The 19,206-nt window shown below is 58.2% G+C and carries 15 protein-coding genes; 8 read left to right on the top strand and 7 right to left on the bottom strand.

What is annotated here, in order from left to right; all coding sequences use genetic code 11:
* Positions 1–24 precede the first annotated feature (24 nt).
* Genes E2F43_RS12470 through E2F43_RS12460 form a run of 3 tightly spaced genes read right to left on the bottom strand, consistent with a single transcriptional unit; the run spans position 25 to position 5,114 of the window.
* Complete coding sequence (locus E2F43_RS12470; RefSeq protein WP_133213192.1) at positions 25–2,238, bottom strand: SulP family inorganic anion transporter; 2,214 nt, start codon at positions 2,236–2,238, stop codon at positions 25–27.
* Entirely contained in the window at positions 2,235–4,412 is a 2,178-nt protein-coding gene (locus E2F43_RS12465) for a CHASE2 domain-containing protein (RefSeq protein WP_133213190.1), read from the bottom strand. The genes E2F43_RS12470 and E2F43_RS12465 overlap by 4 nt, the downstream gene beginning before the upstream one ends.
* A 48-nt stretch (positions 4,413–4,460) precedes the next feature.
* Positions 4,461–5,114, bottom strand: a complete 654-nt coding sequence (locus tag E2F43_RS12460; protein WP_133213188.1) for an HD domain-containing protein — start codon at positions 5,112–5,114, stop codon at positions 4,461–4,463.
* 503 nt (positions 5,115–5,617) lie between these two features.
* Between E2F43_RS12460 and E2F43_RS12455 the strand changes: the two genes are divergently transcribed.
* Both E2F43_RS12455 and E2F43_RS12450 read left to right on the top strand, forming a co-directional pair.
* Positions 5,618–9,073: a TonB-dependent receptor domain-containing protein gene (locus tag E2F43_RS12455; protein WP_133213186.1), complete on the top strand. Its 3,456-nt coding sequence runs from the start codon at positions 5,618–5,620 to the stop codon at positions 9,071–9,073.
* A gap of 111 nt (positions 9,074–9,184) precedes the next feature.
* Positions 9,185–10,291: a hypothetical protein gene (locus E2F43_RS12450; RefSeq protein ID WP_133213184.1), complete on the top strand. Its 1,107-nt coding sequence runs from the start codon at positions 9,185–9,187 to the stop codon at positions 10,289–10,291.
* Positions 10,292–10,294: 3 nt separating this feature from the next.
* Here the strand turns inward: E2F43_RS12450 and E2F43_RS19305 are convergent, their stop codons facing one another.
* The 4 genes from E2F43_RS19305 to E2F43_RS12435 form a co-directional block, all read right to left on the bottom strand.
* On the bottom strand, positions 10,295–10,603 hold the full coding sequence (locus tag E2F43_RS19305) for a PfkB family carbohydrate kinase (RefSeq protein ID WP_238946902.1): 309 nt from the start codon (positions 10,601–10,603) through the stop codon (positions 10,295–10,297).
* A gap of 38 nt (positions 10,604–10,641) precedes the next feature.
* Positions 10,642–11,139 (bottom strand): PfkB family carbohydrate kinase, encoded by a 498-nt coding sequence (locus E2F43_RS19300; RefSeq protein WP_238946901.1) that lies wholly within the window; start codon positions 11,137–11,139, stop codon positions 10,642–10,644.
* Between the two features lie 174 nt (positions 11,140–11,313).
* Positions 11,314–12,708, bottom strand: a complete 1,395-nt coding sequence (locus tag E2F43_RS12440) for an APC family permease (RefSeq protein WP_238946900.1) — start codon at positions 12,706–12,708, stop codon at positions 11,314–11,316.
* Between the two features lie 97 nt (positions 12,709–12,805).
* The gene (locus tag E2F43_RS12435; RefSeq protein WP_133213182.1) at positions 12,806–13,567 is read right to left on the bottom strand and encodes an enoyl-CoA hydratase/isomerase family protein; all 762 of its coding nucleotides are present in this window, start codon (positions 13,565–13,567) and stop codon (positions 12,806–12,808) included.
* A 202-nt stretch (positions 13,568–13,769) separates the two neighbouring features.
* Between E2F43_RS12435 and E2F43_RS12430 the strand changes: the two genes are divergently transcribed.
* The 6 genes from E2F43_RS12430 (at position 13,770) to E2F43_RS12405 (ending at position 19,199) form a co-directional block, all read left to right on the top strand.
* The gene (locus E2F43_RS12430) at positions 13,770–14,123 is read left to right on the top strand and encodes a DUF3127 domain-containing protein (RefSeq protein ID WP_133213180.1); all 354 of its coding nucleotides are present in this window, start codon (positions 13,770–13,772) and stop codon (positions 14,121–14,123) included.
* 71 nt (positions 14,124–14,194) lie between these two features.
* A complete protein-coding gene (locus E2F43_RS12425; protein ID WP_133213178.1) occupies positions 14,195–15,079 on the top strand; it encodes an HpcH/HpaI aldolase/citrate lyase family protein in 885 nt (294 codons plus the stop codon).
* A gap of 95 nt (positions 15,080–15,174) precedes the next feature.
* On the top strand, positions 15,175–15,579 hold the full coding sequence (locus E2F43_RS12420; protein ID WP_133213177.1) for a MerR family transcriptional regulator: 405 nt from the start codon (positions 15,175–15,177) through the stop codon (positions 15,577–15,579).
* Between the two features lie 12 nt (positions 15,580–15,591).
* Complete coding sequence (locus E2F43_RS12415) at positions 15,592–16,761, top strand: isovaleryl-CoA dehydrogenase (RefSeq protein WP_133213175.1); 1,170 nt, start codon at positions 15,592–15,594, stop codon at positions 16,759–16,761.
* A gap of 13 nt (positions 16,762–16,774) precedes the next feature.
* Entirely contained in the window at positions 16,775–18,385 is a 1,611-nt protein-coding gene (locus E2F43_RS12410) for a carboxyl transferase domain-containing protein (protein WP_133213173.1), read from the top strand.
* Between the two features lie 25 nt (positions 18,386–18,410).
* Complete coding sequence (locus E2F43_RS12405; protein ID WP_133213171.1) at positions 18,411–19,199, top strand: enoyl-CoA hydratase/isomerase family protein; 789 nt, start codon at positions 18,411–18,413, stop codon at positions 19,197–19,199.
* Positions 19,200–19,206: the final 7 nt, after the last annotated feature.

The following is a 19,206-nucleotide window of genomic DNA, read 5'->3' as shown; positions in this document are numbered from 1 at the left end:
CTTCACCTCCGTCAACACAATTTTTCAAGTCAGCACAGCCTGCAGGGTCGCAGTCGTCAGCTGTAGGCGCTGGGTAATGACCCGAATCATGAATTTATGGACCGCCGCTGCAATTTGCGGGTGTTCCTGTTCCAGAAGAGCCATCTTATCCTGATTAAGAACAAACAGTTTGCCGTTGCTATCGACAACCACGGTCGCTGTACGGGGAGAGCCGAGATAAAAGCCCACTTCACCAAATACGGTGCCCGAACCGGCTCGACGGATCCGGTGGCGCCTATCTGAAGCGGTCCCAAGGTACACCGACGCAGTACAGGACTCCAGCAAAAAAAGCTCGTCTGAAGATTTGCCCTGTTCGGCAAGCACGTCGCCCGCATTGACCTGGCGTTCTTCAAGATATTTCAGCAAGACCGTCAGATCCGACTCCATGGGGAGAACACGCGAAAGTTGCGTCAAAATGCTCTCGCACTCCTCCTCCATTCCGGCTTCTTTCAGAATCCGTTCTTCAATCCACTCTACCCCGCGATCGAGGTCAGGCAATAATTGCATATAGCTGGTCGTTTCACCCTCGAACCAGCTACTCTTCAGCCGTTCCTCCAATTCCGCTGACAACCCAGTGAGAATGAGGAAGAAATCTGATCTGGCAGCTTGCTGGGCAAGTTTCATGAACGACAAAGCCGCGGAAGAATCCATGCCGGTAACCTGGGCAAAGTCCATTGCGACAAATCGCAATTTTGGCAGGGACTTGTCTTCAAGGCGTTGCTCAATGCGCGTGCCCAGGGCTGCTGCCGTCCCAAAAAACAGGTATCCCTGCAATTTGAGCATAAAGGACTGACCCCCCGCTTCCTGGAGGTAGTGGCTTTGTTTACTGTTACGGTCAACATTACTTCGACGCTGTTCGCCGGTCATTGCGTAGCGAACGACATTAATGCGGCTGTAATTGACTACAAACAGCATGATCGCGCAGATCAAGCCGAAAAAAACACCCTCTAGGAAACCCGCGAACGCGACAACTGCAACTATCACCAGCACCACGCCGTATTCCAGCAGAGGCAGTTGCAGTCGGGCCTCAATCAGCCATCGTTCGAGAAATGACCAACCCAAAAACAGCAGTAAACCGCCAACCACTGCTTTCGGTAACCAGGCTATGGCTCCCATGAAAAACATCATAATCAGGGCGCAAAAAGCGGCGACTACCAGACCTACAAGCCGAGTCTTTGGCGCGCCTACTGTGTGTGCCAGGGTAGACAGGGTCATGGATGGGAGTGTCAGCAAGCCACCGCTCAAACCACTCACAGCGTTGGCGACGCCGGCCACTTCAAGCTCCCTGTTAATATTGATATTCTCCCGCTGCACCAGCGAGAGTCCGCTGGCAGTCAACATCAGGGAGACGCTACTCAGCATGATGATGGTGGCAATTCCATCCGCGCTTCCAAAGACCAATCCCCAGTTGACCTCGGGCAAACGCTGGAGAAGTATTGGCCGAACGAAGACCGTCTCCGTCTCAGGGAAGGGGCCCATGAGTAGGCCATTCGTCATCAGCTGATGCGGACCATGGCCCAGCAATCCATTTCCCGCATAGTAGGCGGCTATCAGTATGGCGAGGATTGCGGGCATAGCGATCGACTTGTTGAGGTACCCTATGCCGAGCCGAATGGCGATGGCAGATGCAAAGGCAGGCAGCCAAAGGGGGAACTGGTTCGGGGAAAAAAGTTGCACGAAACTGGCAGGAGTCAACAGGGGTAAATCTGTTACTACTCGCAAGGCTCCCTGGATTAGAAGCAATCCGACTCCGGCAAAGTAGCCACCCATCACCGAGTAAGGGAGAAACCTGACCAGTGAACCCAGGCGAAAAAAGCCCAACAAAGTCAACGCGACTCCTGTGGTGAGCGCTGATAGCGCAAGTGCGGCAAACGCGGTGACGAACTGCACTTCCAGTGGAGTACCCGCGGGGAACAGGGCTATCAGTAACGTGACCATCAGCGCCAGAACCGGCGCAGTATCGTCATCCGGTATGGCCACCACTGGTCGGCAAGTGCTGAATAGCGTGAGTACGGAACCACCGATCACTGCCGTGCTGATGGCAATCGAAATGCCCGTCGACAGGTAGGGGGTAAGCGGGCCATGGAAGATCAGCGCGGCGAAGCTTACACAGGATACCAGCGCCACCAGTCCTGCAATGATGCCGGCCAGCAAACTGGATAATAAGAACTCCGGGCTGAATTTGGTGAAGATGCTCACTTGCTGTCCATGCTTATGATTCTTGGCACGCTCATGCTTTCGACCGGCGCGTCTTCCTGCAACAGCTGCCCGCACTGGTCGAGAAAAAATCGTGACGGCCCATCGTCTGGGCGCACTGACAAAACTGCCTTGAAAGCGTCCCGCGCGGTCTCCAGGCGATTCTCCTGGAACGCGGTGAGTGCTGCTCCGAACGTGGGCAGCCAGTCAGTTTCACCGGCATCCTCGCCGAGCTCCCCGAGGATTTCATACACGTCTGTGGCCTTGTCCTTGCCTTTTAACTGGAACAATCCCAGGGGTCTGCACAAGAACCCGTCGAGGTCGTTGACGACCTCGGCAGAAGCGATAATCTGCGTTCCGAGATATTTATTCAGTCCCTCGAGACGCGAAGCTGTGTTCGCACAGTCCCCTACAATACTGTAGACGAAATGGCCACCTCCGCCAGCATGCCCCACATAGAACCAGCCAGATTCGAGCCCGACGCGCAGGCCTGCAATGGAAGCACCATACTGTTTTCCGAAACCGGCAATAACACGACGTGCTTCCAGGGCAGCCTGTATTGCCCTCCTGCGAGGCGTTTCCCCGGATTCATCCCCCAGCCACGCACACATGATGGCATCGGCGCGAAACTCTGTGACGTCAACCTTATGCGCGTTGAGCGCGTTGGCCAATACCTCGAAGTATTCATTAAGAAGAACAGCGAGTTCACGCGGGTTCATGTCCTGCGCAATTGTCGAAAAACCCGCCATATCGGTAGCGAGACAAGTACCATAACTGACATCGTTGGCAGAATCGGGATCAATGCGACCGGCAGCAAACTCCTTCGCTATATGTTCGGGCAGGTAATAATTAATAGCTTCCGATATGCGCTGCCCGCGTTGTCTTTCAAAACGATACTGACCGAATACGCCAAGGAAAACGGCAAGTGGTGCCTGTACCAGCAAAGGCACAGCTAAGGGTAGCCAGTGGCTTTGTCCAAACTGCCATTGTGCTAATGCGGCATATCCGATCCACAGCACCAGGCTCACGACAACACCCAATGCAGCCGGTAGCATGTAGGCCGCTATGGCAAATAGCAGACTAACCGTGGTGAGCACTACAAGGGTGAAGGCGGTGGACAGTGGCTTTAGCGCCTCGTCGTGCAGCAGGTTGGCAAAGGCAGTCGCTGCGATCTCTACACCGGCCAGGTCTACACCATCATCACGTGTGTAAACTGTGTAGAATCGATCGGGTTGACCGGGGTCGTAGAGATCAGAGTAGCCAACAAAGACAACGGTATCTTGCAGTGTCCGGCCGATACTTTCCGGTGAGTTTACTACCTCCTGGTAGCTCAGGTTGCGAATAGTGCCCGGGGGGCCATAGAAATTGAGATAGCGGTGCTCATCACCGCTGTACAGCGCCTCCAGCGCAGCGATAAAGGCGCTTCCGCCGCCGTCGTGGTGCGCAGCCTTGGGCGACTGCAGGTACAGGTTACGCAGGGCCCGCATCTGGGCGCCGAGCGTATCAGGGTTACCCGTGTCCTTGCGTAAACGCAGGCGCATGGCTTCGGACCAGTCTGGTTGCAGTCGCTGAACAAACAATTGCATTGCCGCGGCAGGCATACTCGGTTCATAGCTGACTGAATCCTTGAACGTCCAGAACTCGTGTACTGCGGCGTCAATCTTGGGGAGGGGAAAAACGCCCAGGGCAGTGGCGGCAGAAGCCAGGGCGTCGAAGGGTGGGACGAGCGTTTCGGACCAAATTTCACCTACCTGGTTTCCGTCCACATCCACCACCGGTGCAGTTTTTCCGGTCAGGCGCTCAAACAGGATTACCCGTTTTGCAGCGCTAACCGCGGCGACCAGTTTCGCGTCTTCTTCCGTTTCCTTTTCCTGGGAAAAGAAAATATCAAAGACAATGACCGCGGCATTCAATGCCACCAGTCGCTCGATAAGCGTCGCGTGAATACCCCGTGGCCAGTCTCTGGGAAGCGATGGCAGGTTGAGCTCTGCGCCGGTCTCGCTGTTAATGCCGATGACAGCCACGTGAGCAGGGCTGGGTACCGGTCCGCGTATGCCGAATAGCCAGGGAAGCCCCAAACCGCGTTCTATCCCTGTCCCATAAGGGGAAAACGAGAGGAGTACGCCCAGCAAGGCCGTGGCCAGACCCAGCACAATGGCTTTAAGCAACCGTGTCATGGCTAGCCGCTTCCGTTCCGTAATTGGTCGTATCTCTCATTGTTGGACTTAAGCCTGTGATTTGATGTCAAAACCCCAATCATGGATCATCGCCAGATAGCGCTCGATATTCTGCCTTGCTTTCCGTTCGTGGGCCTCGCGGAAGAACTCGGTATTGAAAATGTATCGGCGTTGCAGCAATGCGTTCAGAAATCCCGCCTTGTTACGATAGAACTCAGCGTCCGGGATTGCGCTACCCTCACGGCGCAGATTGTTGCTGTCTCTGAGAAAGTCATCCCAGGGCAGTCCGAATGAAGACAGATCGATATCCACCATGTAGGCCGGTGCTCCACACAGGGGTTCGTCGGCGTGGACAGTGGCGAGAATCAACTGACATACCAGCTCGACAAGATTTGCGTCCATCACGGGCCGGGCAACGGTGCGGAAAAAATCTGCACTGGCCGCCTCGTTGTCCTTGCAGTCCGGTTCGTAAATGATGTCGTGGAACCAGATAGCCAATTCCACTGCATCGTTTTCCCCGATTCTGCCAGCGGCTCTGTCGAACTCCAGCAGGCAATGGGCAACATGTTCAAGCGTATGGTAGCACCGGTGATCCTCGGTATAGCGTTGGTAGAGGGCTTCCCACACCGTTGCCCTGTCACTGTCTGTGTCGGTGCAGCGCTTCCAGAGTGCAGCAAACCGTACCGCGAGATTCAATTCCATAGAGCGGAAACCCCGTCAGTCAGGTGAACCTTGTGGATTTGCTTGAGTATAGGACACGCGAGGAGCTGCAGCATGCGTGGTTGTCGCAAAAAGAACGATGGTTCGCCAGGTTCATCAGCCTCAAAGCGGGAGGATGAAAGCCATGATCCCTTAGAATATTTAATTATAAAGCTGATTGAAAAATGTACAGAACTGACATGGGTTTTCAAATAGTTCAGCAAGTTTAATGCTGGAAACAGCTCAAGCTGTCCGGTTTAACCTATTAATAATCAGCCTGTTTTTTGTGCAAGGAATTTTCAAGCCAGCGTCAATTCCTGAGGCAAAGTAACGCCCATCTGCACATGCCATGGTCACCAGTAATCAATAGCAACAGGCGCAACAAGACTGTTTCATTGACAGTCTGTTCTAACTTTACTAATCGTTATAGGGATGGGTGTTCGCCCCGGGGTGGTTATTTGCGCCTTCAAAAAATGCTTCTTCAAAGGGAATTGGCGAGATAGACCATGACTGATTTTAATCGAGATTACTGTGTGGTGCAGAGTCAGCGATCCGCTCACCGTGTCCTGTGGCTGCTGCTGCCAGTGCTTGCAGTACTCGGCGTGAGCTGGTCTTCCGCCTCTCTGTCTGCCTGCGAAAATCAAGTGGGGGAGGTGGTTTCCCTCGAGGGAGCGGTGTCCATTCAACCCAGCGACTCAACCGTTTGGTCGGAGGCCGCGCTCAGGGAAGGCCTGTGTGAAGGCGACACGATTCGGGTCGGCAGCCGTAGCCGCGCCGCGGTTGCCCTGATCACCGATGCGGTCCTGCGCATCGACGCAAACACTACCTTGCGCCTGGTCAATATTGTTCCTGAAGCGGAGGAACCGTCCATTCTCGACATGGTCGCTGGAGCCATACAGTCGTTCAGCCGCCAGCCTCGCAAGCTGGTTGTCAATACACCTTATATCAACGGGTCGATCGAGGGCACCGAGTTTGTTATCCGGGCGGGCGAAGGCGAAGGCTCGATCACTGTTCTGGAGGGAACGGTGGTGGCTGCCAACAACCACGGCCAGTTGACCCTTGCTGGCGGCGAAACGGCAGCCGCCTCGCAGGGTAGCCCACCGCAACCGCGAACCCTGGTGAATCCTCGCGATGCCGTGCAATGGTCCCTGTATTATCCGCCTGTGTTGGTTTTGGGGGACGATGCTGCTCCCGGTATGGGGAATGTGCGCGCCTGTGTCGACGCAGGCGATACTGCCTGTACCTTTGACGCTCTGGCTAACATACCCGTTGCAGAGCGTGGGGCCGATTATCACTTACTCTCGGCCGCGGCGCTGCTGTCTGTTGGTAGGATCGGGGAAGCCTCGGAAGCAACCGACAACGCACTGGGTGCCGATGCATCCCGCGGTGACGCCTATGCCCTGCGGTCAGTGATGGCGGTGGTCAATAATGACACGGCCCAGGGACTTGCCGACGCCCAGCGCGCAGTAGATCTCAGCCCCGATAGCGCCTCGGCACATATCGCACATTCGTATGCCCTGCAGGCAATGTTCGACATTCAGGCTGCGCTCAACGCCGCGCAGGCGGCGGTCAATGCCGATCCGGACAATGCGCTCGCGCTGGCGAGACTGGCCGAATTGCAACTCATGCAGGGTGACCGCTCGGCAGCCATGACCACTGCCGACCGGGCGATTGCCATCGATCCGGAGCAGTCCCGAACACAGCTGGTCAGAGGCTTCACCGCACTTGCGGAATTCCGTAACGACGAAGCAATAGCAGCCTTCGAGACAGCTCTGAAGTTATCCTCGGCCGACCCCTTGGCGCATATGGGCCTGGGCCTGGCGAAAATCAGCAGTGGCGATCTGCGCGCAGGTCGGGCCGATCTGGAGGCGGCGGTGGCGTTGGATGCCAATCGCGCGCTGCTGCGATCCTATCTGGGCAAGGCCTATTTTGAGGAGAAGCGGCCTCCTCTGGACATCCAGCAATGGGACATTGCCAAGGAACTGGACAACATGGATCCCACTCCTTTCCTCTATGCCGGTATCGCCAGGCAGACTCGCAACCAGCCCATTCCGGCATTGCAGGAGATTGAGGAATCCATCATTCGCAACGACAATCGGGCGGTGTATCGAAGTCGTCTCCTGCTCGACAAGGACCGGGCAGCAAGGGGTACCAGCCTGGCCAGGGTCTACAGCGACCTGGGATTCCAGCGAGTGGCTTTGCAGGAAGCCACTCGATTCCTGACCGTTGACCCGGGAAATGCGTCGGGACATCGTTTTCTTTCAGATACCTATCAGGGCCTGCACCGCCGCGAAATTTCCCGGGTCAGTGAACTGCTGCAATCACAGCTGACCCAGGAAGTGAATATCAACCCCGTGCAACCGAGCATCGCAGAGACCCACCTGAATGTTGTCACCCTGGGAGGTCCGGCGGCTGCCGGGTTCAATGAGTTCACGCCACTGTTCCAGCGAAATGAGACCGTTTTCAATGTTTCCGCCCTGGCTGGCAATAACGATACCTATAGCGGGGAGGCGGTGGTGTCCGGGGTATACGACCGCCTGTCCTACAGCGCTGGCGCCTATGTCTACGATACCGATGGCTTTCGCGGCAACAACGATCTGGATAACGAAGTGTACAACGGCTTCCTGCAGTATGCCGTGAACAGCCGCGTAAACCTGCAGATGGAACTGCGTCATCGGGAAACCGAACACGGCGATATCAGTATGAACTTTGACCCTGATGACTTCGACGCCAGCCGCCGGCGGGAATTCGAGGACGACAGCCTGCGTCTGGGTAGCCGGTTGAATTTGTCACCGGAATCATCGCTGTTGCTGTCACTGATTTACAGCGAGACTGAAGAAGACACCACGTCCAAGCAGGAGTTTACAGACGATATCACCATTCCCGGCCTGCCCGTGCTGATCAGCATTGAAGAGAGCGGTCATCTGGAGCAGGAAACAGTCCTCGGCGAAATCCAGTACCAGCTCATGGATGAGTGGTTCAACCTGGTCACCGGTATTTCGTATTCGGATAACGACTGGGATTTGGCCGCACGGGTGCTGCAGCAGGTTGGTCCGCCGGTAAATCTGGAATTTGGCGATGAGCTCAGCTTTCAGCAGGACCTGGAGAACGTGGTGGGCTACGCCTACTCGAACATCGAGCTGCCCGCAAATCTCAACTGGACCATTGGCGTGAGTTACCAGGAGTATGAGCAGGGGAAAGTGTCCGAAGACCAGTGGAACCCCAAGCTGGGCCTGCGCTGGGACCTCACTGACCGGCTGCAGTTACGGGGAGCTTACTATGAGACCATCAAAGCGCCACTGGCGGGCAATCGCACCATCGAACCCACCCAGATCGCCGGTTTCAACCAGTTCTTCGACGATGCCAATGGCACCAAAACAGAGGGCTACGGCCTGGGTATGGACTGGAATGTATCGACTTCGATCAAGCTGGGGTTGGAGGCCTGGGAACGGGATTTTGAAATACTGGTGGCTAACCTGCGCACGGGTGACGGGGAGTATCGGGACCGGGAGGAATCCTCTTACGGCGGTTATTTCTACTGGACACCCAGCGACCGGATTTCACTCGGCGTGGAAGCGATTTACGACCAGTACGAGGGCAACCAGGACCAGCGCTTCGACCAGCCCATGGATGTGGAAACCCTGCACTTGCCACTATCACTGGGTTACTTCCATGCCAGCGGGCTTTTCGGCGGCGCCCGGGTGACCTATGTGGATCAGGACGTAGAGCGACCCACGGGGTCCTTCCTCAAACAGGGTAGTAGCGACTTCACCGTACTGGACTTCACTGCCGGCTACCGCATGCGCGCCCGCCGGGGCATTCTCAGTCTCACGGTGAAGAATGCCACTGATGAAACATTTGATTACCAGGACGACACCTTCATGGCATTCAGCGAGCAGCCTTCGCTGTCACCCTATTTGCCGGAAGTGAGTGTGGTGGGGAAGGCGACCTTCAGTTTCTAACAACGAATTCGAGTCGGCGCTCTGTACGCTGATCAGGGGAAAAATCGGGAGATGAATTCCGCGGGGCAGACGTAATCGGTTGGTAAATTATTCTGAAGGAGTAAACGAGTCATGAACAGTAAAACTGGAACGTCCCTGATCCTTGCGGCGGGGATGGGATTAATTCTCCTGTTGGGCGCTGTCCCGGGGGTGGTCGCTCAGGAGGCGGAGTGCAAGGCCGGGGGCTTGTCGGACCCCCTCACCCCCTACCCATCTTCGGCCACACAGATTGGATCGCGCCTTTTCTGTGACAGTATTATCGACCCGCAGGATGGCACACCATACGTGGGTTGTAATCTCGACGCCGGGGACTTTATTCCTAACCCTGACGGCATCACCAGTACCGGTGTTTGCAGCTTCACGGACGACGATAACACTATCACTGTAACAGCAACGCTCGATGCAGCCGGTATTCTCAGATTCGATGCTAAGGCTGGCGGCGAGCTTATCCCCCAGATCAACAATATGTTTTCCGAGGGTACCACCGGCTCCAACTACTGTAATTACAGTTGGCCGGCGGGCACGGCCAAGGGAGAAGGTATCTACTTCCAGAAGAAGGGAGGCACGATATCCGGGCTGAGAGGGGCCAGCTTCTGTTCCGGTGGGGAAAACCTGGCGGGGGTGATTCCCAAGGACGAGGAGGACGTGGAAAATCTGTGTAAATTAACCGACCCGACCGACCCGCAAACTCCACCAGACCAACTTCCACCAGAAAAAGCAGCTGCGATAGCTAGTTTGAAGGCGGGGTTACATGGCCTCGGCTATAGTGCGCTGCTGTTTAGCACGGTTAACCCCTCCAAGGTGGGGACCTGTATCATTGATGAGGCATCAGGAGAGAATAGGAAACTGAACGCCTGTATCGATCGCTGCGAGCCCTGTGAGGGAGGGATACTGGGAGGTGACCCTGCCTGTCCACACAATCCCGCTTTAGGCCTTGACTGCAAGGTTTCCGGCAACTGGAGCTGCCCGGGTACTGAGTGTGATGATCTCGATGCCGACCCCGGTTTGTTAGGTCAGCCCTACTGCTGGGAAACGGTTTCATACCGGCCGGGTGAGCCCGACTGGCCCACATGGAAACCACCTATGATGCGCCACAACTGGAACTTCCAGTTGCAGGCGACGGAAACCAATCCCACCAGCGGCTGGGGTTCCTGGGGCGGTGGCGCCTGGACCTGGTAGGCTTTAATCGGGCATGGCGCTCAGGGGGATGATGGCGCCGGTGTGCTGAATAACCACCGCCGCCAGGCGGTGGCCCCGGTTCGCTGCCTCCGAGGCAGGGCAGCCTTTGAGGCGCGCCGCAAGGTAACCGGCGTTGAAGGAGTCTCCCGCAGATGTTGTGTCGACAACCGATACCTTATTGGCAGCGACCAGCTCTTGCTCATGATCGTCCACCATCAGCCAACCCCGGGCACCCATTTTCAATGCGATCTCGCCGACACCCGAGTACCGCAAGCGCCGGATAACCCCGCTCGTGTCGGCGTCGGCAAACACTGTCTACTCATCTTCAATCGTCGCTAAAGCTACATCCGTCAGGCGATATATTGACTCGTAGGCCTTCCGGACACTCTCCTGGCACGACCAAAGTTGGGGGTGGCAGTTACTGTCGAAAGCGACTTTGCCGCCATCCTGCCTGTACGTGGCCAAAAACTTGTACAGGCGCTGCCTGGATGACTCGCTGTAAATGCCCAGCGTGATCCCTGAGAGGCACAACCAGGGGAAGTCCCGCAAGCGGGAAAACAACTTACAGCACTGTCCGGCTCGTCTAGCAGACGACGGGCAGGCGCACTTTCACGCCAGTAGTAAAATGAGCGTTCGCCCTGATCATCAGTCTCGATGAGATAGATGCCTGGTACTTCACCAGCGTGGAAATCGACAAGATCGCACCCCAGCCCCTCACCACGCCAGTGCTCCACCATCCAGGCACTCATGGGATCGTCACCCAGTGCTGCCACGTAATTGACCCCAATACCCTGGCGGGCAAGGTGCACCGCCGAATTAAGCGTCTCTCCTCCATAGGACAGATTCATGGCTAAGGTTCGGCAGGGTTCGTACCTGGGACTGTGGGGTGAGTTCCAGTATGCACTCACCAATCATTGCTACACGTTTCGGCGTAACTAACCGTTGTTATTTTTTTGGTTTGAGGAAACAGTTGAGGTCTTTCGGTCCCCTGTAGATATCCGCTTCAGGACCGAGAAACAGGGCTATTTCTCAGCGTCCCGGCGGTTCTCGTATTCAGCGATTCGCATTGCCACCTCGCCTAACAGGATGCAGCCAACAGAGCCAATCACCACCGGCCAGTCAAAGCCGCTACCCGGGACGTACATGAAAAGCAGGGCGGTGAGGGCGAGCAGGAAGACGCACAGGCTGCTCATGCCCAGGGCGGCCGTGTTCCCTCCGGGAACCCGGAAAGGCCGGCTGCGTTCACCGTCGATCTGGCGCGCGCGGTAGAACGCCGCTACCACGGCGATATAGGGCAGGATGAACAGCACCGCGCTGGCAGCGAACAGGGACCAGAACAGGTCTTCATTGGTGCCGGCAACCGCACCGTACGCGAGCAATACCCCGGTGCAGACGATCCCCATCAGCACAGTGGCGCCTACCGGCGAGCCATTTTTGGCGCTCTCCACAGCAAACAGCTTTGGCAGTTCACCATCCGCCGCAGATTCTGCGGCGGCGCGGTTGGCACCGATGGCCCAGGTCGTGCCGTTGGAGAAGAAGGTGAACAGGGCAAATATGCCCAGCGTGGTGGCCGCCAACTGGCCCAGTTGCGATTCCCCGAACAGCAGGCGCAGGGTGTCCACCAGACCTTCCACCAGGTTGATATCACCAGCGGGAATGACCGCGAGAATGGCGAAGGTGCCGAGGATATAACTGAGGAAGATAATCAACCCGGAACTGAGGATAGAACGCGGAATGTCGCGCTGGGGGTTTTTCATTTCTTCACTGGCGGAGGACATCAGCTCGAAGCCGAGCATCCCGTAAATAATGGTGGACACATATTGGGTGCTGCTGCCCCACTCGGGAACGAAGGCCTGCAGGCTGAAATCATTGGCGAGCTGGACACCGGGTTGCAGGGCGTACACCACTCCCCCCACGACAATGGCGGCGAAGGTGATGGTTTTCAGGGTGGCGCCGGTGTTCGGGACCCATTTGCCGATTTTCAGTGACAGGCAGGTGATGACCACCACCAGCCAGGTAATGCCAATCGCCATGGCGATCTGGGTGGTGAAGGACAAATCGGGGAAAAACATCTGGGCGAACACGCCCGAGAACAGGATAAAAATCGATGCGTTCCACATGGCGGTATTCAGCCAGTAGCACCAGGTGGCGCGGGTTCCCCAGCGGCTGCCGAAAGCGTGCCTGATCCAGCTGTAGATGCCACCCTGCTCCGGGTAGGTGGTGCCCAGTTCCGCGCTGATGAGTCCGTAGGGAATGAAAAATATCACCCCCATGATCAGCCACCAGCTAATGCTCGACACGCCGATGGAGGCGGAGGCGGCGAGGGTGTCCAGTAACAGGATCGCCGAAACGGTGAACAGCGTCATATCCCTGACGCCCATGGTTCTTATGTGATGCGATCCGCTGTGGCTGTTCAAGTTGTCGTTCCTCGCAGTAATGAATACTGATCCCCAGTGTGGGGATTATGGCCCCCGCCGTCAGGGGGAGCCATCACCTTAAGGTGTTAGGCTGTTTTTACAGCCTGCTCTTTATGTAGGCCTCACGTGCCTGCGCGCATTCCGGGTCTACCAGCCCGGCGATGAGGCTGTCGGCATCTGACCAGGAGCGGCTGATGCCCACCATGTTGGCCGTCACTGCGTTGGTATGGCGTTTGGTCGCCAGCACCGGAAATGCCGGTTTTGCGGCTACCTGTTCCGCCAGTTCCTGTGCGGCATCTGCCAGCCTGTCGGCGCTGAGCCGACGATTGAGAAAACCGGCCGTGAGCGCTTCGCTGGCATCAAACGTTCTGCAGGTGATAACCAGTTCCTTGGTCATGGCGGGGCCGATCTCGCGCACCAGGCGGGGGATACCGCCCCAGGCCAGGGGAATGCCGAGGTCGATTTCGGGAATGGAAAATTGTGCGTCGTCAGCCGCCAGGCGCAGGTCGCAGGCCGCTGCCAGCACCAGAGCGCCTCCCACGCACCAGCCGTGGATCTGCGCGACGGTCAGCGCCCGCATGTTTTCCACCGCGTCGGCCATGACTCTCCCGGCGTCCGCGGCTGCCCGCAATCCGGCCTCGTCCAGTTGTGGAAACCCCTGCAGGTCGGCGCCGGCGCTGAAGGCCCTCCCGCGTCCGGCAATGACGACCACCCTTACCTCTGCCTGGCCGTCAAAATAGCGAGCGGCGTCGGCCAGTTCATTGAGCATTTCGATCGACAGTGCATTCAGGCGCTCCGGGCGATTAAGCCAGATCCTGCCTATCGCGCCCTCCGCCGTGACGTCCAGAGTTGAGTACATGGAAATTCCCCGCTGTGTGAGTCCTGCTGACATCCTAGTTCATGACGGTTAGCGCTGGCCAGTTTCCCGATGGAAGACCGCTAGCGGACGGCGGTCCCTGTCGATAGCCGGCGATTTTTCCCGATTGCTGTTGTCGTTGCTTCTGGTGGCGGTATAGTTGGCGTCTCTCGATACAGCAAACACTCATGGCGGACCAATTAGCGTGACATACGAACTCAGCGGCAAAATCAAGCTTATCCAGGAACCCAAGACCTTTGATAGTGGCTTTACCAAGCGGGAGATGGTGGTGACGGTGGAGGACGGTCGCTATCCCCAGGATATCAATCTGGAGTTCGTGCAGGACAAAGTGGGCCTGCTGGACAACCTCCAGGCCGGGCAGGAGGTGACCGTGTCTTTCGACATTCGCGGCCGCGAATACAACGGCCGGTACTTCAATAACCTGCAGGCTTGGAAGGTGGTGGCGGCAGAGGGGGCCAGTTCGGACCCCAATTCGCCTGCTGCAGCCCCGTTTGCCGGCGGTGGCGACAGTTTCGAGGACCAGGACATCCCGTTTTAACAAGCCCCGCGGGCTGCCGGCGCTACCGGGCGCCAGTGACAGCATGGTCGGCTCCGGCCAGAGGAACAGCAATGCCAACGACAGATAAGCTGCGGCCACGACGGTCCTGCCTGTATATGCCCGGAGCCAATGCCCGGGCCCTGGAAAAGGCCCAGTCCCTGCCGGCAGATATGCTGGTGTTCGACCTGGAAGACGCGGTGGCGCCGGATGCCAAGGTCGAGGCCAGGGAGACAGTTGCCGAGGCTGTCCGCTCGCGGGCCTACGGCCAGCGGGAGTTACTGGTGCGTATCAATGCGCTGGAAAGCCCATGGGGCCGGGCAGACATGGACGCTGCCCTGCAGGCGGCCCCCGATGGCATCCTGTTGCCCAAGGTGTCCACTGCGGCCCAGGTCAGGGCCGCCGATCAACTGCTTAAGGCAGCGGATTCCCAGGCTGGCCTGTGGGCCATGATCGAGACCCCGCTGGCCATCCTCAATATCCGGGAAATCGCCGCCACGGCGCAGGAGACCCGTTTGCTGGGCCTGGTGGTAGGCACCAATGACCTGGCCAAGGAGCTCCAGGCAGTGACGGACCCATCGCGGTCCGCTTTCCAGGTGCACCTGGCGCTGACCCTGGCTGCGGCCAGGGCTTTCGGGCTGGTAGCCATCGACGGGGTATTCAACGACTTTCGCGACCCCGAAGGGCTTGCGGCCGCGTGCGAGCAGGGCAGGTTGCTCGGTTTTGATGGTAAAAGCCTTATCCATCCGGCCCAGCTCGAAACCGCCAATCGGGTGTTTGCGCCGGAACCCGGGGCCGTCGCCCAGGCGCAGATCATTGTTGAGGCGTTTGCCCTGGAGGAGAACCAGGGCAAGGGGGTCATCCAGGTCAACGGCAAAATGGTGGAGCTGCTGCACCTCGAGCAGGCGCAGCAACTGCTGGCCATCGCCCGGGCTATCGAGGCGGTTAACGCCGGCTAGCGGTGAATGAACCCGCTGGGGCGGAGGCAGAGTGACCAGTTGACGTTAACGTAAACTTGCCCTATATTTCCGCTACCTCAATCCGGAGCCAGCCCATGGGCGAAGACAAGACCTATACCATTTCCGATCTCGCCCGGGAGTTCGCGGTCACCACCCGTACTATCCGGTTCTATGAGGAGAAGGGGCTGTTAAGTCCCTCCCGCAATGGCCAGCACCGCATATTCGGCAAGCAGGACCACGCACGACTGGAACTGATCCTGCGCGGCAAGCGCGCCGGTCTCTCCCTGGAAGAAAGCCGGGAAATCATCGACATGTACGACCCTGAGGGCGACAACTACAAGCAGTACCAGTTCCTGCTCACCAAGGTCGACGAGCGTCAAGCTCAGCTGGAGTCCCAGCTGGAAGATATCAAACTACTCATCAAGGGCCTGCAGGAGGTGCGCGAACGCTGCACCCGGGCCCTCAACGACATCGCCCGACCCCGGGCAGCCAAACAGTAAACGGAGGACTACATGTCTGTCAGCTACCCCACCCTGAACTTTGGCCTCGGCGAAGAACTCGACATGTTGCGAGACTCGGTACGCGCGTTTTGTGACGCCGAACTGGCGCCCAGGGCCGCGCAAATCGATGAATCCAACGAATTCCCCATGGACATGTGGCGCAAGTTTGGCGACATGGGCCTGCTGGGTATTACCGTGAAAGAAGAATACGGCGGCTCGGACATCGGCTATCTGGGTCATGTGGTAGCGATGGAAGAGATCTCCCGGGCCTCGGCCTCAGTGGGTCTTTCCTACGGTGCGCACTCCAATCTGTGCGTCAACCAGATCCACAAGAATGGCAGCGAGGCCCAGAAGCAGAAGTACCTGCCCAAACTCTGCAGCGGCGAACACATCGGCGCCCTGGCCATGTCCGAACCCAATGCCGGTTCCGACGTGGTGAGCATGAAGCTCAAGGCCGAGAAGCGCGGTGACAGCTACGTTCTCAACGGCAACAAGATGTGGATTACCAATGGCCCGGATGCCCACACCTACGTCATTTACGCCAAGACCGATCCCGAGGGCGGCTCTCGTGGAATTACCGCCTTCATCGTCGAACGCGATTTCCCGGGTTTCTCCCGCCACCAGAAGCTGGACAAGCTGGGTATGCGCGGATCCAACACCTGTGAACTGGTGTTCGAAGACTGCGTGGTACCGGCGGAAAACGTGCTCGGTGAGGAGGGCAGGGGCGTGGCCGTGCTGATGTCCGGACTGGACTACGAGCGCACGGTGCTCTCCGGCGGTCCGGTGGGCATCATGATGGCCTGCCTGGACCAGGTGATTCCCTACATCCACGACCGCAAGCAGTTCGGCCAGTCCATCGGCGAATTCCAGCTGATCCAGGGCAAGGTGGCGGACATGTATACCCACCTCAGCGCGTCCCGCGCGCTGCTGTACGCGGTGGCCCGGGCCTGTGACCGTGGTGAGGAAAGCCGCAAGGATGCCGCGGCGGTGATCCTGTTTACCGCCGAGAAGGCGACGCAGATGGCCCTGGATGCGATTCAACTGCTGGGGGGTAACGGCTATATCAACGAGTTCCCCGCCGGTCGCCTGCTGCGCGATGCCAAGCTGTACGAGATCGGCGCCGGTACGTCGGAAGTCCGGCGCATGCTGATCGGCCGCGAGCTGTTCAACGACACCAAGTAGGGAGCAAGCGACCATGTCTGTCATCAAGTCAAAAGTGAATGTGCGGGCGCCGGAATTCGCTGAAAATGCGGCGCACATGCAGGCGCAGGTTGACGACCTGCGGGCGAAGCTGGAAGCGGTGAAACAGGGTGGCGGCGAAAAATCCTGCGCCCGTCACGTTAGCCGTGGCAAGTTGTTGCCCCGGGATCGGGTGGCCGGGTTGCTGGACCCGGGTTCGCCGTTCCTCGAGCTGTCGCAGCTGGCCGGCTACGAAATGTACGGCGACGATGTGGTCAATGCCGGTGGGGTGATAGCCGGCATCGGCCGGGTACAGGGGCAGGAGTGTGTCATTGTCGCCAACGATGCCACCATCAAGGGCGGCACCTACTACCCGATTACCGTCAAGAAACACCTGCGGGCGCAGACCATTGCCGAGGAAAACAACCTGCCCTGTATCTACCTGGTGGATTCGGGCGGCGCCAACCTGCCCCACCAGGACGACATTTTTCCCGACCGCGATCACTTCGGCCATATCTTTTACAACCAGGCGGTGATGTCGTCCAAGGGTATTCCGCAGATCGCCGTGGTGATGGGCTCCTGTACCGCCGGGGGTGCCTATATCCCCGCCATGGCGGACGAATCCATCATCGTCAAGGAACAGGGCACCGTTTTCCTCGGCGGCCCGCCGCTGGTAAAGGCGGCCACGGGGGAGGATGTCACGGCGGAGGAACTCGGCGGTGGTGATGTCCACACCCGGATCTCGGGGGTGGCAGACCACCTGGCCCGGAATGATCACCACGCCCTGCAGTTGGCGCGTCAGTCGGTAGGCAGGCTGAACCGGGTCAAGAAGGTGGCCCTGGATGTGACCGCATCGGTGCCGCCCCTCTACGACGAGAGTGAAATCTACGGTGTCATACCCAAAGACACCCGCCAGCCCTACGATGTTCGCGAGGTGATCGCCCGCGTTGTCGACGGCTCGGAGCTGGACGAATTCAAGGCCCTGTACGGCACCACCCTGGTCTGCGGTTTTGCCCGTATCCACGGCTACCCGGTGGGTATTGTCGCCAACAACGGCATTCTCTTTGGCGAGTCGGCGGAGAAAGGCGCCCACTTTGTGGAATTGTGTGCCCAGCGCAAGATTCCGCTGGTGTTCCTGCAGAATATCACCGGCTTTATGGTCGGCAAGCAGTATGAGCATGGTGGTATTGCCAAGCACGGGGCCAAGATGGTGACTGCCGTTGCCACCGCAGCGGTGCCCAAGTTCACCGTGTTGATCGGTGGCTCCTTCGGCGCCGGCAACTACGGCATGTGCGGGCGGGCCTATGACCCGCGCTTCCTGTTTATGTGGCCCAACGCCCGGATATCGGTCATGGGTGGCGAGCAGGCGGCGGGCGTCCTCTCGCAAATCAAGCGCGAACAGATCGAGCGCAAGGGTGACAGCTGGTCTGCGGCAGAGGAAGCGGCGTTCAAGCAGCCCATCATCGACAGTTATGAGCACCAGGGGCATCCCTATTACGCCTCGGCGCGATTGTGGGACGACGGTGTTATCGATCCCGCGGAAACCCGCACGGTACTGGGCCTGGCGATATCAGCCAGCCTCAACCAGGCGATCGGAGAGACCAAGTTCGGCGTGTTCCGGATGTAAGCGAAGTCGCAAGGGGAATTAGCGGATGAGCACAGAGTTTGTAAGCACGGTGATCGATGAACGCGGCGTTGCCACGGTCACCCTCGATAACCCGGAAAAGCACAACGCATTCGACGATATCATTATCGCCCAGCTGACCGCGGCATTTGCCGAGGTAGAGGCCAATGTGGATGCGCGAGTCATGGTGTTGGCCTCCAATGGCCGCAACTTTTCCGCCGGCGGCGACCTCAACTGGATGAAGCGCATGGCCGCGTACAGCCACGAGGAGAACCTGCAGGATTCGCGTGCCCTGGCGGACATGCTCCGGACACTGAATTTTATGACCAGGCCGACTATCGCCCGGATTCAGGGGGTGGCCTTCGGCGGCGCTGTCGGCCTGGTGAGCTGTTGTGATATGGCGGTGGCCAGCAGCAAGGCCATGTTCTGCCTCAGCGAGGTGAAAATTGGCTTGATGCCGGCGACCATCAGCCCTTACGTCGTGGCGGCCATCGGCGCCCGTGCTGCACGTCGCTACTTCACCACCGCCGAGCGGTTCAGTGCGCAACAGGCGCAGACAATGGGCCTGGTCTCCGAGGTGGTGGACGACGGTGAACTCGACGCGGCGGTCGCCGCGCTGGTGGATGCCATCCTGGTCAACAGCCCTGCCGCAGTTGCTGCTTCCAAGCAGCTGATTTTCGATGTGGCAGATCGGCCGCTTGATACGGAACTTGTCGAAATGACCTGCCAGCGAATCGCCGACATTCGCGCCTCGACCGAGGGTCAGGAGGGGCTCAGCGCCTTTCTTGAAAAACGTAAGCCAAGCTGGATCCAGTAAACGGGTA

This window comes from Seongchinamella unica (genome assembly GCF_004354085.1).
Taxonomy (GTDB): domain Bacteria; phylum Pseudomonadota; class Gammaproteobacteria; order Pseudomonadales; family Halieaceae; genus Halioglobus; species Halioglobus unicus.
The sequence above is the reverse complement of the archived record's forward strand: the minus strand, read 5'-3'. Positions and strand labels throughout refer to the sequence as shown.